General features: G+C 70.7%; 10 protein-coding genes and 3 tRNA genes. 11 read left to right on the forward strand and 2 right to left on the reverse strand.

All coding sequences use genetic code 11. The features are described 5' to 3' along the window. Positions 1 to 144 precede the first annotated feature (144 nt). The 3 genes from AB0I10_RS15100 to AB0I10_RS15110 all read left to right on the forward strand — a co-directional run bounded on the left by AB0I10_RS15100 (position 145) and on the right by AB0I10_RS15110 (position 821). Positions 145 to 235: transfer RNA gene (locus AB0I10_RS15100), tRNA-Ser, on the forward strand. A 302-nt stretch (positions 236 to 537) separates the two neighbouring features. Next, positions 538 to 610 (forward strand) — tRNA-Arg (locus AB0I10_RS15105). A 137-nt stretch (positions 611 to 747) separates the two neighbouring features. After that, positions 748 to 821, forward strand: a tRNA-Met gene (locus AB0I10_RS15110). A gap of 59 nt (positions 822 to 880) precedes the next feature. Here AB0I10_RS15110 and AB0I10_RS15115 read toward each other — a convergent pair. Beyond that, positions 881 to 1,675, reverse strand: a complete 795-nt coding sequence (locus tag AB0I10_RS15115; RefSeq protein ID WP_363152892.1) for an NAD(P)H-dependent oxidoreductase — start codon at positions 1,673 to 1,675, stop codon at positions 881 to 883. A 71-nt stretch (positions 1,676 to 1,746) separates the two neighbouring features. Here AB0I10_RS15115 and AB0I10_RS15120 point away from each other — a divergent pair, with 71 nt between their 5' ends. The 3 genes from AB0I10_RS15120 (at position 1,747) to AB0I10_RS15130 (ending at position 4,909) form a co-directional block, all read left to right on the forward strand. After that, positions 1,747 to 2,811, forward strand: coding sequence for a helix-turn-helix domain-containing protein (locus AB0I10_RS15120; protein WP_363152893.1), 1,065 nt, complete (start codon positions 1,747 to 1,749; stop codon positions 2,809 to 2,811). A 201-nt stretch (positions 2,812 to 3,012) separates the two neighbouring features. Next, the gene (locus tag AB0I10_RS15125) at positions 3,013 to 3,906 is read left to right on the forward strand and encodes a DUF2797 domain-containing protein (RefSeq protein ID WP_363152894.1); all 894 of its coding nucleotides are present in this window, start codon (positions 3,013 to 3,015) and stop codon (positions 3,904 to 3,906) included. Positions 3,907 to 4,033: 127 nt separating this feature from the next. Then, complete coding sequence (locus tag AB0I10_RS15130; RefSeq protein WP_363152895.1) at positions 4,034 to 4,909, forward strand: amidohydrolase family protein; 876 nt, start codon at positions 4,034 to 4,036, stop codon at positions 4,907 to 4,909. A gap of 104 nt (positions 4,910 to 5,013) precedes the next feature. On the opposite strand, the gene AB0I10_RS15135 is transcribed toward AB0I10_RS15130, so the two are convergent. Next, positions 5,014 to 5,547: an NAD(P)H-dependent oxidoreductase gene (locus AB0I10_RS15135; protein WP_363152896.1), complete on the reverse strand. Its 534-nt coding sequence runs from the start codon at positions 5,545 to 5,547 to the stop codon at positions 5,014 to 5,016. Positions 5,548 to 6,148: 601 nt separating this feature from the next. On the opposite strand from AB0I10_RS15135, the gene AB0I10_RS15140 reads away from it, so the two are divergent. The 5 genes from AB0I10_RS15140 to AB0I10_RS15160 all read left to right on the forward strand — a co-directional run bounded on the left by AB0I10_RS15140 (position 6,149) and on the right by AB0I10_RS15160 (position 14,056). Then, entirely contained in the window at positions 6,149 to 6,850 is a 702-nt protein-coding gene (locus AB0I10_RS15140) for a response regulator transcription factor (RefSeq protein ID WP_363152969.1), read from the forward strand. A gap of 106 nt (positions 6,851 to 6,956) precedes the next feature. Then, positions 6,957 to 8,660: an ATP-binding protein gene (locus AB0I10_RS15145; protein ID WP_363152897.1), complete on the forward strand. Its 1,704-nt coding sequence runs from the start codon at positions 6,957 to 6,959 to the stop codon at positions 8,658 to 8,660. Continuing rightward, positions 8,584 to 10,017: a bifunctional glycosyltransferase family 2/GtrA family protein gene (locus AB0I10_RS15150; RefSeq protein WP_363152898.1), complete on the forward strand. Its 1,434-nt coding sequence runs from the start codon at positions 8,584 to 8,586 to the stop codon at positions 10,015 to 10,017. The genes AB0I10_RS15145 and AB0I10_RS15150 overlap by 77 nt, the downstream gene beginning before the upstream one ends. Next, on the forward strand, positions 10,014 to 12,359 hold the full coding sequence (locus AB0I10_RS15155; protein WP_363152899.1) for a glycosyltransferase family 39 protein: 2,346 nt from the start codon (positions 10,014 to 10,016) through the stop codon (positions 12,357 to 12,359). The genes AB0I10_RS15150 and AB0I10_RS15155 overlap by 4 nt, the downstream gene beginning before the upstream one ends. A gap of 125 nt (positions 12,360 to 12,484) precedes the next feature. Further along, complete coding sequence (locus AB0I10_RS15160) at positions 12,485 to 14,056, forward strand: MFS transporter (RefSeq protein WP_363152900.1); 1,572 nt, start codon at positions 12,485 to 12,487, stop codon at positions 14,054 to 14,056. The last annotated feature ends 31 nt before the right edge of the window (positions 14,057 to 14,087 follow it).

Raw genomic sequence — 14,087 nt, forward strand, 5'->3', positions numbered from 1 at the left:
GCCGCCGACCCCGACGTTGCGCCGCAAAAACGTCTTTGCCGGGTGGCGCGCGAGCCGAGTACCGTGGGGGGCGATTGGTGACAGCCCGCAGAGCTGTGCCATCATCTGGACACGCCACAGCGCGCTTGCGCGCGTGGGGTGTGTGGAGGCGTCGCCTAGTCCGGTCTATGGCGCCGCACTGCTAATGCGGTTTGGGGCTTACCCCCCATCGAGGGTTCAAATCCCTCCGCCTCCGCTCTTCTTTCGTTCAGGCCCCGGTCGTCCGCGACCGGGGCCTGAACGCTTTTGTGCGGGTGGGAGTCCGAGTACGGAGGCCGGGGCGGGGCGGATGCGGGCGCCCGAAGAGGGCGACAGCCACCCGAACTTCGTCCGGATCGTCGAGGACGCCGGCCGCGACCGGCAGCCACCAGGAACCGGCCGAGAGCACATTTCCGCAGGTCAGGAGGGGTGCGGGTAATGGATTTCGCCTCACGGCGCAGGTCATGTAATGTTGTTCCCGCAACGCCGACCGGCCAAGAAAAACCGCCGGAAAGCCAAGCGCTCGTAGCTTAACGGATAGAGCATCTGACTACGGATCAGAAGGTTGCAGGTTCGAATCCTGCCGAGCGCACCGCAAGTCAAAGCCCCCTCCCGGTTCTCCGGGAGGGGGCTTTTTCGTGTCGTACGGCGGCGGTTGGGGGGCCTGGGTGGGTTGTGGAGAAAGGATTAGGCGTTGGCCCCATAGTCGCGTAGTGTTTGGTCTACCGACGCGGGGTGGAGCAGCTCGGTAGCTCGCTGGGCTCATAACCCAGAGGTCGCAGGTTCAAATCCTGTCCCCGCTACTGATGCCGCAGGCCCGGTGGATTTACATCCACCGGGCCTGCGGCTTTTTGCGTTCGGGTCACCCGTGGGCCGGTGCGGGCGGGGTTGTGTAGTGGGCGGACGGGCCATGGTGGTGCGGGGCGGCCAGGTGGGGGTGCAGGAGGAGGTCGTCGTCGTAGTCGCCGGTGTTTTGGTGGCGGAAGGGCAGCGGGGTGGTGGTGGGGAGGGTGTGAAGGCGGTCGCGTAGGCGGGTGGCGGCGGTTTCGTAGTCGGTGGGGGTGGCGCGGTCCGCGGCCGGGATCAGGAGGGGCGGGACGACGGAGATGCCGGTGTACCAGAGGGTGCCGTGCTGGAGGGGGAAGAGGAGGTCGTTGAGGTCGCCGTTGACGCCGCGCGGGCCGAGGGTGGCGGCGCGGGCCCCGGCGGTGACGATGACCATGGCGCGCTTGCCGGCCAGCTTGCCGTCGCCGTAGCGCTGCGGGCGGCCGGTGGCGGGGTCGGTGATGCCGAAGGCGAAGCCCTTGACGAAGACGCGGTCGAACCAGCCCTTGAGGATGGCGGGCATGCCGTACCACCAGAGGGGGAACTGGATGACGAGGGTGTCGGCCCAGGCGAGTTTCTGCTGCTCGGAGCGGATGTCGGGGCTCAATTGCCCCGTTGCGTAAGCGCGTTCCGAGGCGTCGCCTATGAGGAGGCGGTCGGCCGGGTCGTGGGCGTAGTCGTCGGCGTCGACCACCGGGTTCCACTTCATGGCGTACAGGTCGGAGACGCGGTGTTCGTGGCCGTGGGCATCGAGGGTGCGCAGTCCCTCGGTTTTGAGGGCGCCGCTGAGAGAGCGCTGGTCAGGGTGGGCGAACAGCCAGAGGACCTTCATGGCGTCCACTGTCGGGGTGGGCGGGGCGCCGAACGAGTGGCCGGATAGCCATGATGTGCAAGGATCGGGCCATGGCGGGCGACAAGGTGGTTTCGGTTTCGGGGAAGGTTTCCGTTTCGGGGAAGGCTTCCGAGGGTTTCCGGCGGCATCGGGTGGCGGTGCTGGTGCGGCACGGGCTGCTGCCGATCGAGGTGGGGATCGTGCACCGGATCTTCGGGGAGGCCAGGTCGGCGGCGGGGGAGCGGCTGTATGAGCTGGTGACCTGCGCGCTGGAGCCGGGAGAGGTGCGTACGGACACGGATTTCACGGTGAATGTGGCGCATGGGGTGGAGGCGCTGGAGGAGGCGGACACGGTCGTGGTGCCGGCTTCCGGGGTGGATTACGACCCGGGGACGGAGCGGAGCGCCGGGCGGCTGAGTCCGGCGATGGCCGACGCGCTGGGGCGGATCCGGCCGGGGACACGGATCGCGTCGATCTGTACGGGGGCGTTCGTGCTGGCCGCCGCGGGGCTGCTGGACGGGCGGCGGGCCACCACGCACTGGCGGTCGGTGGACGACTTCCGCCGGATGTTTCCGGCGGTCGAGCTGGATGCGGATGTGCTCTATACGGACGAGGGGGATGTGTTGACGGCGGCCGGGGTCGCCTCGGGGATCGATCTGTGTCTGCACATGATCCGGTGCGATCACGGTGCGGCGGTGGCCAATGATGTGGCCCGGCGGACGGTCGTACCTCCGCACCGGGAGGGCGGCCAGGCGCAGTACATCCGCCGGCCGGTGCCGGAGCCGCAGGTGTCCTCGACGGGCACCGCGCGGGCGTGGGCGCTGGAGAATCTGGACCGGCCGCTGAGCCTGCGGGAGCTGGCGGCGCGGGAGTCGATGAGCGTACGGACCTTCACCCGGCGGTTCCGGGAGGAGGTTGGGGTCTCGCCGTTGCAGTGGCTGACGCAGCAACGGGTCGAGCGGGCCCGGCAGTTGCTGGAGGAGACGGATCTGTCCGTGGACCGGATCGCGGCGGAGGCGGGCTTCGGTACGGCGGCATCGCTGCGGCAGCATCTCCAGGCGGCGCTGGGGGTCTCGCCGCGGGCCTATCGGAGTACGTTCCGGGGGTCGGGTGTGGAGCTGACGGTGGTGTCGTAGCCGTGTGTGGGGCGGGCGGCGGCGATGTGGGGCGTCGTGTCGTAGGGCCGCGGTGGGCGGGGCGGCGTTGTCAGTGGTCGGTCGTACGCTGACTGTGTGTGGCGATGTACGGGACCACGCTGGTCAGGTGGCGGATCGGGGCCGGCGGGAGGGTATGCGCAGCGGCTCGGCTGGTACTGCGCCGAGCGGGGCGAGGAGCGGGTGAGCCTGCTCCCCGCGGGCAAGGTGCTGGCGTTCGCCGCGCAGGGGGAGCGGTGCTGCCTGGGGGTGCGAAGGGCCGGCCGCTGGATCGTGTGTCCGTACGGGGCGGTGCTCGACGGCGCGAGCGCGAAGGACCAGTGCGCGCGGTGCGCCCAGTTGGACCGGTCGCGTTCGGTGGCGGCCGACACCATGGCCGATGATCCGCGGCCGTACGGCGTCTATCTGGCGTACTTCGGTCCCGGGCTGCTCAAGGTGGGGATCACGGCCGCCGAGCGCGGGCCGGCCCGGCTGGTGGAGCAGGGGGCGGTGGCGTACGCATGGCTGGGGCGCGGGCCGTTGATGGCTGCGCGGCGGGCGGAGGCGTTGCTGGGGAGCGCGCTGGCGGTGCCGGACCGGTTCGGGAAGGGGGCGAAGCGGGCGGCTCGCGGTGTGCTGCCGCCGCTGTCCGAGCGGATTGCGGCACTGCGTGAACTGCACGACAGGGCACGGGAGTTGGCGGGTTGGCCGGAAACGTTGGAGCCGGTGGACTTCGACGGTACGGACCATACGGAGCTGTTCGGGCTGGACCGTGTTCCGGCGGGCGCGGCGGAGCTGGGCGGGATGACGGCGGGGGCGGAGATCGTGGGCGAGGTGGTGGCCGGGGTGGGGTCGGACGTCTATCTGCGGCTGCGGGTGGCGGGGGATGTGCCGGGGCAGGTGGCTGCGCATGTTTCGGGGGACATGCCGGGGCGGGCATCGGGGGACTCTGAGGTGGTCGCCGTGCTGGATGCCAGGGTTTTGTCGGGGTGGGTTCTGGGGGCGGCCAAGGGGCGGGTGACGACGGTGCCCCTAAGGGCTGCGGCGTACGGAGCAGGGGCGGCGGGGGCGGCCGGACCCCAGGAGGGACTGTTCTGATCCGTACGGGTGTGTTCCCGGGTGGATGTGGGGCGGGGAATATGGGTGCCATATGCAGGTAGGTGTTGGGTGGGCGCCGGATGCGTGTGCGTCCGTGCCGTGAGCGGAATGGCGGGAAGGGGCTGGTGTGGCGGACGGCGATGAGCAAGTCGGCGTGTTCTGGCAGGAGTTGGGGCTGCCCGGGCTGATCGATGTGCATACGCATTTCATGCCCGAGCGGGTGATGGCGAAGGTCTGGGCGTACTTCGACGCCGCCGGACCGCTGGTGGGGCGGCCGTGGCCGATCGCGTACCGCTACGAGGAGGACGAGCGGCTGGCGGTGCTGCGCGGCTTCGGCGTGCGGGCCTTCACCTCGATGATCTATCCGCACAAGCCCGGGATGGCGCAGTGGCTGAACGGCTGGGCGGCGGACTTCGCGGCCCGTACGCCGGACTGCCTGCGGACCGCGACGTTCTTCCCGGAGGACGGGGCGGCGGAGTACGTCCGGGCCGAAGTTGCGGACGGGGCACGGGTTTTCAAGGCGCACGTGCAGGTCGGCGGGTACGACCCGGCCGGTGCGCAGCTCGACCCGGTGTGGGGCGCCCTCGCGGAGGCCGGCACGCCGGTCGTCGTCCACTGCGGGTCAGGACCGGCGCCGGGTAAGCACACCGGGCCCGAACCGATCGCGCGGCTGCTGGCCCGGCACCCCCGGCTGCGGCTGATCATCGCGCATATGGGGATGCCCGAATACACCGACTTCCTGGACCTGGCGCAGCGCTATCCGGGTGTGCACCTCGACACGACGATGGCGTTCACCGACTTCGCCGAGCGAGCGGCGCCGTTTCCGCAGGGTGAGCGGGATCGTCTCGCCGACCTGGGCGATCGGGTGCTGTTCGGCAGCGACTTCCCCAACATCCCCTACGGGTACGCGCATGCGCTGGAGGCGCTGAGGCGACTGGAGATGGGGGAGGAGTGGCTGCGGGGGGTTTGCCATGGGAACGGGGCGCGGTTGTTCGGGGTGTGAGGGACTCCGGACATACCAATGGGCGGAGGGATTCCGGGCGTATCAATTGGCAGCCAGGTCAGTCGTCATGACGGTGACCTGCGGCGCCCGGTGTATCCAACCGATCACTCGGTCGCTGCCGTGGTCAGGTGGTGCATGGCGGTTCGGAGGTCCGCCAGCGTTGCCTCGTCGGTGACCCGTTCCGTGGTGGGGTCGATCTTCGGGCCGATGGCGGGGATTTCTCGGCAGGCGGCGGTGACGATCTCGGCGGTCATCATGCGCAGGGTCTCGCGGAGTTGGGCGTTCGCGTGGTCGCCGCCGGTGGGGAACGGCGACGCGGTGATCACCGCGACCGGCTTGTGGACGCATTCGCCGCTGCTCACCAGCCAGTCGAGGGCGTTCTTGAGGACACCGGGGACTCCGTGCGCGTATTCGGGGCTGACGACGAGAAGGGCGTCGGCGGCCGCGACGGCGGCGCGGAGGGTGGCGACAGGGGCGGGGGGTGTGGCGTCCTCGCCGTCCAGGTCCGGGTTGAAGTGCGGGAGCGCGCCGATGTCCGCGGTGGTGGCCGGGCCGTCGACGAGGTCGAGGGCGGAGTGCAGCACGGCACTGTTGGAGGAGCGGGCGCGCAGGCTGCCGGAGAGGGCGAGGAGTCTCATGCCGCGACCGTACGGGGTGGCGTCGAGGGATGGGCCGGGCGGTGCGGGTGAGCGCCCCACAGGCGGCGTTATTGCTGGTCAGGGCGATTGTCAGTGGTGGGTGCGATGCTTGCGGAGTGCTGATCGGTTTGGACCGCGCGGGGGGCGGCCCAGGCCGGTTGCACGGGAATTGCCGGTCAGTTGGGGAGGGCTGGGAGGTACGGGGGAGAGGACAGGGGGGAAGTGGGGGAGGGGCAGAGGTAGAGGTAGGGAACAAGGGGGGAAGCAGGGGGAGAGCAGGGGGACAGTAGGGGGAGACCACGGGGGATTCTCAGGAGATTCACAGATACCGGAAAGGGAGCTCTCAGGGGAGCCGGTCACGCTCAAGGTCATGACCATGACTCCGGTGTCCTCTGCGTCGTCCCGTCTCTCGCCGGGCCGTTCGCCCGGTCGTTCGTCCACCCTCTCGTCCGGTCTCTCGTCCGGTCTCTCGTCCGGTCTCGCGTCCGGCCGTTCGTCCGCTCCGGCGTCCGGCCGTGCGTTCCGCGAGGTGTCATCCGTGCCCGCTGACGGGGCAGGGGCAGGGGCTGCGGTGCGGGCGCCTGGGAAGCGGTCGGAGCTGTTGCGGGCCGATGGCAGCCCGGTGCGGGTGCTGGTCGTGGATGACGAGTCCTCGCTCGCCGATCTGCTGTCGCTGGCGCTGCGCTACGAGGGCTGGGACATCCGGTCGGAGGGGGACGGCGCGGGCGCGCTGCGCTGTGCGCGGAGTTGGCGGCCCGATGCGGTGCTGCTCGATGTGATGCTGCCGGACATGGACGGGCTGACGGTGCTCGGCCGGCTGCGGCGCGAGCTGCCGGACGTCCCGGTGCTGTTCCTGACGGCCAAGGACGCCGTCGAGGACCGGATCGCCGGGCTGACGGCGGGCGGCGACGACTACGTCACCAAGCCGTTCAGCCTGGAGGAGGTGGTGGCCCGGCTGCGTGGGCTGTTGCGCCGTGCCGGGGCGGCCACCGCGCGCAGCGAATCGCTGCTCACGGTGGGCGATCTGGTGCTCGACGAGGACAGCCATGAGGTGTGGCGGGGCGGTCAGGAGATCCATCTGACCGCGACCGAGTTCGAGTTGCTGCGGTATCTGATGCGTAATCCGCGCCGGGTGCTGAGCAAGACCCAGATCCTGGACCGGGTCTGGAGCTATGACTTCGGGGGTCAGGCCAATGTCGTCGAGCTGTATATCTCCTATCTGCGGCGGAAGATCGACGCGGGGCGAGAGCCGATGATCCACACCCGGCGTGGTGCGGGGTATTTGATCAAGCCGGGCGGGTAGCCGGCCGATGAACTCTCCCGCCCCGGGTCACGGTCATGGACCTGCCCCGGTCCGCGCCGGTGCACCGGAGCGCGGCCATGCCCCCGCTCCCCGGCGTCGCTGGTCGTTGCGGACTCGGCTTGTCGTGTCGGCGGTGGCGCTGATCGCCGTGGTCGGGGCGGTGATCGCCACGGTCACGACCATCGCGCTGCACTCCCAGCTCCAGGGTCAGTTGGACAAACAGCTGAGGGAATCCGTCGACCGCTCCCGGGGACCGAAGCCGCACGACCTCCTCATGGGGGACCGCCCCGACTTCGTGGTGATGCCCGGCATGCCCATCGGGACGGTGGGCGCGCGGGTCGCGCCCGACGGGGCGATCGAGGGCGGGGCGAAGAGCAAGGGCTCCGCCAGCCGTACGCCCGAAGATCACCTGGAGGGGCTGACCCGTGCACAGACCGCGGCCCTGAACTCCGTGCCCCGGGACGGTGCGCGGCACACCACCGAGCTGCCCGGCCTGGGCGACTACCGCGTGCAGTACGCCAAGGACGGCTCGCTCGTCCTCGGCCTGCCGCTCGGCCACGTCCAGGAGACCGTCGGCACGCTCGTGCTCGTAGAGGTCTGTGTGACGGGTGCCGGGCTGATCGCCGCCGGCATCGCGGGCGCCGCCATGGTCGGTATCGCGCTGCGGCCGCTGCGCCGGGTCGCGGCCACCGCCACCCGTGTCTCCGAACTCCCCCTCCATCAGGGCGAGGTGGCGCTGCATGTCCGGGTCCCGGAGGCCGAGGCGGATGCGCGTACGGAGGTGGGGCAGGTCGGTGCGGCGCTGAACCGGATGCTGGGGCATGTCGGTTCGGCGCTCTCGGCGCGTCAGGAGAGCGAGACGCGGGTGCGCCGCTTCGTCGCCGACGCCAGTCATGAGCTGCGCACCCCGCTGGCGTCGATTCGGGGCTATGCCGAGCTGACCCGGCGCGGGCGGGAGCAGCCGGGGCCCGAGACCCGGCACGCTCTGGGCCGGATCGAGTCCGAGGCGGAGCGGATGACGGGGCTGGTGGAGGATCTGCTGCTGCTCGCCCGGCTCGATTCCGGACGCCCGCTCTCATACGAGAGCGTTGATCTCTCGCCGCTGGTGGTGGACGCCGTGAGCGATGCACGGGCCGCCGGCCCCGGTCACCGATGGCGGCTGGAGCTGCCCGACGACCCCGCTCTGGTGTGCGGTGATGCCGGCCGGCTGCACCAGATCCTGGTGAACCTGCTGGCCAACGCCCGGACGCATACGCCCGAGGGGACGACGGTGACCGCCCGGGTGCGGAGCGCGGGCCAGGAGCCCGCCGTCCGCCTTGAGGTGCGGGACGACGGGCCCGGCATCCCGCCCGACCTGCTCCCGCATGTCTTCGAACGCTTCGCGCGCGGCGACGCGTCCCGCTCCCGCGCTGCCGGGAGTACCGGACTCGGCCTCGCCATCGTGCAGGCGGTGGTCGCCGCCCATGGCGGGACGGTCGCGGTCGACAGCGCCCCGGGCCGGACGGTTTTCACGGTGATCCTTCCGGCCGCGAGGCTGGAGACGCCGATCGGGAGTCTGGAGACGCCGGCTGGGCGTCTGGAGACGCCGATTGGGCATCTGGAGACGGCGGCTAGGGGCCTGGAGACGCTGGCTGGGGGGCTGGAGGCGCCGGCCGCGAGCCCTCCGCCGACTCACAGCCCGGCCACAGGCTCACCACACCGAGGTGACAGCGCAGTTGGCGAGTGTCGTCGGCATGACGATGACACAGCCGGCCCGCACTCCACTGGGCTCCCTGCCGCCACGCGAGCATCTGCGCCTCGGCGAGATTGAGACGGTCCTTGATGTCGTGATCCCCGTCTACAACGAGGAGACCGACCTCGAACCCTGCGTGCGACGGCTGCACTCGCACCTGACCCGCACCTTCCCGTACGGCTTCCGGATCACCATCGCCGACAACGCGAGCACGGACCGTACGCCGGAGGCCGCCGCCCGCCTCGACGAAGCGCTCGACGAGGTCACGGCCGTACGGCTGGAGCAGAAGGGGCGCGGGCGGGCGCTGCGCACCGTATGGACGCACTCCGACGCGCCGGTGCTGGCCTATATGGACGTCGATCTGTCCACCGACCTCAACGCCCTGTTGCCGCTGGTCGCGCCGTTGATCTCGGGCCACTCCGACCTGGCGATCGGCTCGCGTCTGGCCCGCAGTTCACGGGTGGTGCGCGGCCCCAAGCGCGAGTTCATCTCCCGCACCTACAACCTCATCCTGCGCGGCTCGCTCGCCGCCCGGTTCTCCGACGCGCAGTGCGGATTCAAAGCGGTACGCGGCGATGTCGCCGAGCGCCTGCTGCCGATGATCGAGGACACCGGCTGGTTCTTCGACACCGAGATGCTGGTGCTCGCGGAGCGGGCCGGGCTGCGGATCCACGAGGTGCCGGTGGACTGGGTCGACGACCCGGACAGCACCGTGCACATCGTCCGTACGGCCACCGACGATCTCAAGGGCGTCTGGCGGGTGGGGCGGGCGCTGGCGACCGGCGCGCTGCCGCTGGACCGGCTGGCCCGGCCCTTCGGCGACGACCCCCGGGACCGTGACCTGTCCGGTGTGCCGGGCGGGCTGGCACGTCAGCTCGTCGGATTCTGTGTCGTCGGCGCGCTCAGCACGCTCCTCTATCTCGCTCTCTACTCTCTCTTCCGGTTGGGGATCGGGCCCCAATTCGCCAATGCCGGCGCTCTGTTGGTGTCGGCGGTCATCAACACGGCCGCCAACCGGCGGCTGACCTTCGGCGTACGGGGACGGGACCGGGCGGTCCGCCACCAGGCGCAGGGGCTGGTCGTGTTCGCCATCGGACTCGCCCTGACCAGCGGCTCGCTCGCCGCCCTCGACGCCGCCACCGGCACCCCGTCGCACGGCACCGAACTCGCGGTACTGGTCACCGCCAACCTTGCGGCGACGGTGCTGCGGTTTCTGCTCTTCCGCGCCTGGGTCTTCCCGGACGCGGAGCGGCGCGACGACGCCCGCGACGGCATCCGGGACGACGTCCGCGACGGTGCCTGGGTCGGCATCCGCGACAACGTCCGCGATGACCACCTCCGCGACAACGTCCGCGACAACCACGGCGACGGCCCCGACGAACCGCAGCCGCTCGCCCCGCACGACCGGAACGACCACACCAGGAGCGCTCGATGACCCCGCACCCGCCGCCCGGTACGCCGGCGCAGTCGCCGTACCCGACCCCGGTCACCGCACAGGAGAGAGCGCTGGCGTCGGTCGCCGTTTCCGCGCAGGGGCGACCCCTATCGCGCTGGGCCCGGCCCGCGCTGCTGGCGCTGCTGGTGGTCACGGCCGCGCTCTACCTCTGGAACCTGGCCGCCTCCGGGTACGCCAACCAGTTCTACTCGGCCGCCGTACAGGCCGGCAGCGAGAGCTGGAAGGCGTTCTTCTTCGGGTCCTCCGACGCTGCCAACTCGATCACCGTGGACAAGCCGCCGGCCGCGCTCTGGCCGATGGCGCTGTCCGTGCGCCTCTTCGGGCTCAGCTCATGGGCGATCCTGGTGCCCGAGGCGCTTATGGGCGTGGCGACGGTCGGCGTGCTCTACGCGGCCGTACGGCGCAGGTTCGGCGTGGCGGCCGGGCTGCTGGCGGGCGCGACGCTGGCGATCACGCCGGTCGCCGCCCTGATGTTCCGCTTCAACAACCCCGACGCACTGCTGTGCCTGTTGATGGTCTGTGCAATTGCCGCTGTTCTGCGCGCGCTTGAGGACGGCCGGACGAGGTGGCTGCTGCTGGCCGGTGTCTGTTTCGGGCTCGGCTTTCTCACCAAGACGCTGCAGGCGTGGTTGATCCTGCCGCCGCTGGCCCTCGTCTACGCGTGCTGCGCGCCGGTCAAGGTACGCCGCCGGTTCGGCCAACTGCTGCTGGCCGGTCTGGCGATCGTGGTGTCCGGCGGCTGGTGGGTGGCGCTCGTCGAACTGTGGCCGGCGTCCACGCGCCCGTACATCGGCGGATCGCAGACCAACAGCTTCCTGGAGCTGACCTTTGGCTACAACGGCTTCGGCAGGATCACCGGCAATGAGACCGGCAGTGTCGGCGGTGGTGGTCGGGGTGGGCCCGGCGGCGGTGGTGGTGGCTGGGGCGAGACGGGTATCACCCGGCTCTTCTCCTCCGACATGGGCGGCCAGATTTCCTGGCTGCTGCCTGCCGCGCTGATTCTGCTGGTCGCGGGCGTGTGTGTGCTCTGGCGTGCCCGTCGCGCACACGCCGCCGAAGAGGCCGGTGAGCGGGCCGAGTTCCTGGTGTGGGGCGGCGCGCTGCTGATGACGTTCGCGACCTTCAGCTTTATGTCCGGGATCTTCCATCAGTACTACAACATCGCGCTGGCGCCCTATATCGCGGCGTTGGTCGGCATGGGCGGGACGCTGCTGTGGCGGCGGGCAGGCTGCCGGCGCGTAGCGCCGCCTTCTGGGGGTGGAGGTCGGGCGACGGGCGGGAGGATCGCGCCGCTCGTCCTGGCCGTGACGGTCGCGGCGACCGCCGGCTGGTCGTACGTGCTGCTGAACCGTTCGCCGGACTGGCTGCCGTGGCTGCGCTGGACGGTGCTCGCGCTCGGATTGCTAGCGGCGCTGGGTCTGCTGCTGGCGCTACGGCAGACACGGTCGGCGGGATCGGCGGGATCGGCGGGATCGACGGGATCGACGGGATCGACGGGACAGGCAGGGCAGCTAGGAGAGGCGGGACAGGCCGGACAGTCGGGACAGGCAAAGTCGGCAGGGACCCGCCGCCGGATCGCGGTGCTCGCGGCCGGGCTCGGGGTGGCGACGGCGCTGGCCGGCCCGCTCGCGTACACACTCAACACGGTCAACACGGCCAAGGGCGGCTCGATCATCACGGCCGGGCCTTCGGTCCAGGGCGGCATGGGCGGGCCGGGCGGGGGTGGCTTCCCGGGTGGTGGACGGCCGGGCGGAAAGACGCTGACGGTGCCGGGCCAGGGTGGGCAGGCTCAGCCGCCGGCACCGGGAGGCCAGGCCGCCCAGGGGCAGAAGCAGGGCCGGGCCCCGGCACAGGGCGGCCCCCAGGGTGGCCGGCAGGGCTTCCCCGGCCCGATGGGCGGTACTGGTGAGCGCGGCGCCGGCCGTATGGGAGGCATGGGCGGCGGCATGGGCGGTCTGCTCAACGGCAGCCAGGTGTCCGACAAGGCCAAGGCGCTGCTGGAGAAGGACGCGGCCGACTACACGTGGGCCGCCGCGGCCATCGGCTCCCAGAACGCCGCGAGCTACCAACTCGCCACCGGGAAGCCGGTGATGGCGATCGGCGGCTTCAACGGGAGCGACCCGTCGCCGACCCTCGCCCAGCTCAAGAAGTATGTGGCGGACGGCAAGATCCACTACTTCATCGCAAGCAGGGGCGGCTCCATGGGCGGTCCCGGCGGGAGCCAGGGCTCCTCGTCGAAGATCACCTCGTGGATCGAGAAGACCTTCAAGAAGGTCGCCGTGGGCGGCGCCACGTTCTACGACCTGACGCGCAAGGCCTAACGCGCAAGGCCTGAAACGCAAGGCCTGAAGCTGAAGCGCAAGGCCCGACGTAAATCAATGTACGGCGTATAACGCTCCCTGTACGGTGTAAGGCAACCAGTCCCCGCACCGTACAGGGAGCCCGTATGCCCGCCGTGGCCTCCGCCGCCACCCCCCTCCAGCCGCCCGGCCGGTCCGCCACCCGCTGGCTGATCCTGGCGGTCATCTGCGTCGCCCAGCTCACGGTCGTCCTCGACAACACCGTGCTGAACGTCGCCGTCCCCTCCCTCACCGAGGAGATGGGCGCGACCACCGCCGACGTCCAGTGGATGATCAACGCCTATTCGCTGGTCCAGTCCGGCCTGCTGCTCACCGCGGGCAACTCCGCCGACCGTTACGGCCGCAAGAAGATGCTCGCCGTCGGCCTGGTGCTGTTCGGTGTGGCCTCTCTGGGTGCCGCCCTCGCCCAGTCGCCCGGCCAGTTGATCGCCGCCCGTGCCGGTATGGGTATCGGCGGCGCGCTCCTGGTGACCACCACCCTCGCTGTCGTCATGCAGATATTCGACGCCGCGGAGCGCCCCAAGGCCATCGGTATCTGGAGCTCCGTCAACTCCCTCGGGTTCGCCGCCGGGCCGCTGATCGGCGGATCGCTGCTCGACCACTTCTGGTGGGGTTCGCTGTTCCTGGTCAACCTCCCCGTCGCACTGATCGGGCTGGTGGCCGTGGTCGCGCTGGTCCCGGAGTCCCAGAGCCGCGGCAGCGAACGGCCTGACCTGCTCGGCGCGCTGCTGTCCATGATCGGCATGGCCAGCGTGGTCTTCGCGATCATCGACGGGCCCGTGTCCGGCTGGCTGTCGGGCCGGGTGCTCGTATCCGCCGCCGTCGGCATCATCGGCCTGGCCGTCTTCGCCCTCTGGGAGCTGCACGTCCCGCACCCGATGCTGGATATGCACTTCTTCCGCAACCGCCGGTTCATCGGCGCCGTCTCGGGCGGCATCCTCGTCGCCTTCGGGATGGGCGGCTCGATGTTCCTGCTCACCCAGCATCTCCAACTGGTCCTCGGCTACGGTCCGTTGGACGCCGGGCTGCGGATGGCGCCGCTCGCCGTCACCGTCATCCTGGTCAATTTCACCGGCCTGGGCGCCCGTCTGATGCCCAGGGTCGGCACCCCGGGAATGATCGTTTCCGGGATGACGCTGCTCGCGGCCGGGCTCGCCGCGATCTCCACGCTCGGCGGTGACGGCTACGGCGGCATGCTGACCGGCCTGATCGTGATGGGCGTCGGTGTCGCGCTGGCCATGCCGACGATGGCCAACGCCATCATGTCCGCGATCCCGCCGGCCAAGGCCGGGGTGGGCGCCGGCGTCAACGGCACGCTGATGGAATTCGGCCAGGGCCTCGGTGTCGCCGTCCTCGGCGCGGTCCTGAACTCCCGGTTCGTCGCGCTGCTTCCGCTGGTCGCCGCAGGCGCCGGAGCACTCCCCGCGGCGCTCGCCAGGACCCGTACGGACGCGGAGCGGGCCGCCGTCCACGACGCCTTCGCGAGCGGCATCGGCACCAGCCAGCTGGTCGGCGCGGCCGCGGTGTTCCTCGGCGGGCTGATCGCGGCGGTACTGCTGCGCCGGGCGGAGCGCACGGGGCAGGACGTCTCGTCGGACGCATCGTCAGCCACCACATCGGGGGACGGATCGTCACCCACTGTCAGTGCCGCGGAATAGCATCAGCAAGGAGAACAAAGATCGCTCTGCG

Origin of the sequence: Streptomyces sp. NPDC050636 (assembly GCF_040654775.1) — a bacterium.
Lineage (GTDB): Bacteria > Actinomycetota > Actinomycetes > Streptomycetales > Streptomycetaceae > Streptomyces.

Excerpts from the sequence above, each read along its gene's own strand:
- AB0I10_RS15160 (WP_363152900.1), top strand. The coding sequence starts at position 12,485 with ATGCCCGCCGTGGCCTCCGCCGCCACCCCCCTCCAGCCGCCCGGCCGG.
- AB0I10_RS15115 (WP_363152892.1), bottom strand. The coding sequence starts at position 1,675 with ATGAAGGTCCTCTGGCTGTTCGCCCACCCTGACCAGCGCTCTCTCAGC.
- AB0I10_RS15120 (WP_363152893.1), top strand. The coding sequence starts at position 1,747 with ATGGCGGGCGACAAGGTGGTTTCGGTTTCGGGGAAGGTTTCCGTTTCG.
- AB0I10_RS15155 (WP_363152899.1), top strand. The coding sequence starts at position 10,014 with ATGACCCCGCACCCGCCGCCCGGTACGCCGGCGCAGTCGCCGTACCCG.
- AB0I10_RS15150 (WP_363152898.1), top strand. The coding sequence starts at position 8,584 with ATGACGATGACACAGCCGGCCCGCACTCCACTGGGCTCCCTGCCGCCA.
- AB0I10_RS15135 (WP_363152896.1), bottom strand. The coding sequence starts at position 5,547 with ATGAGACTCCTCGCCCTCTCCGGCAGCCTGCGCGCCCGCTCCTCCAAC.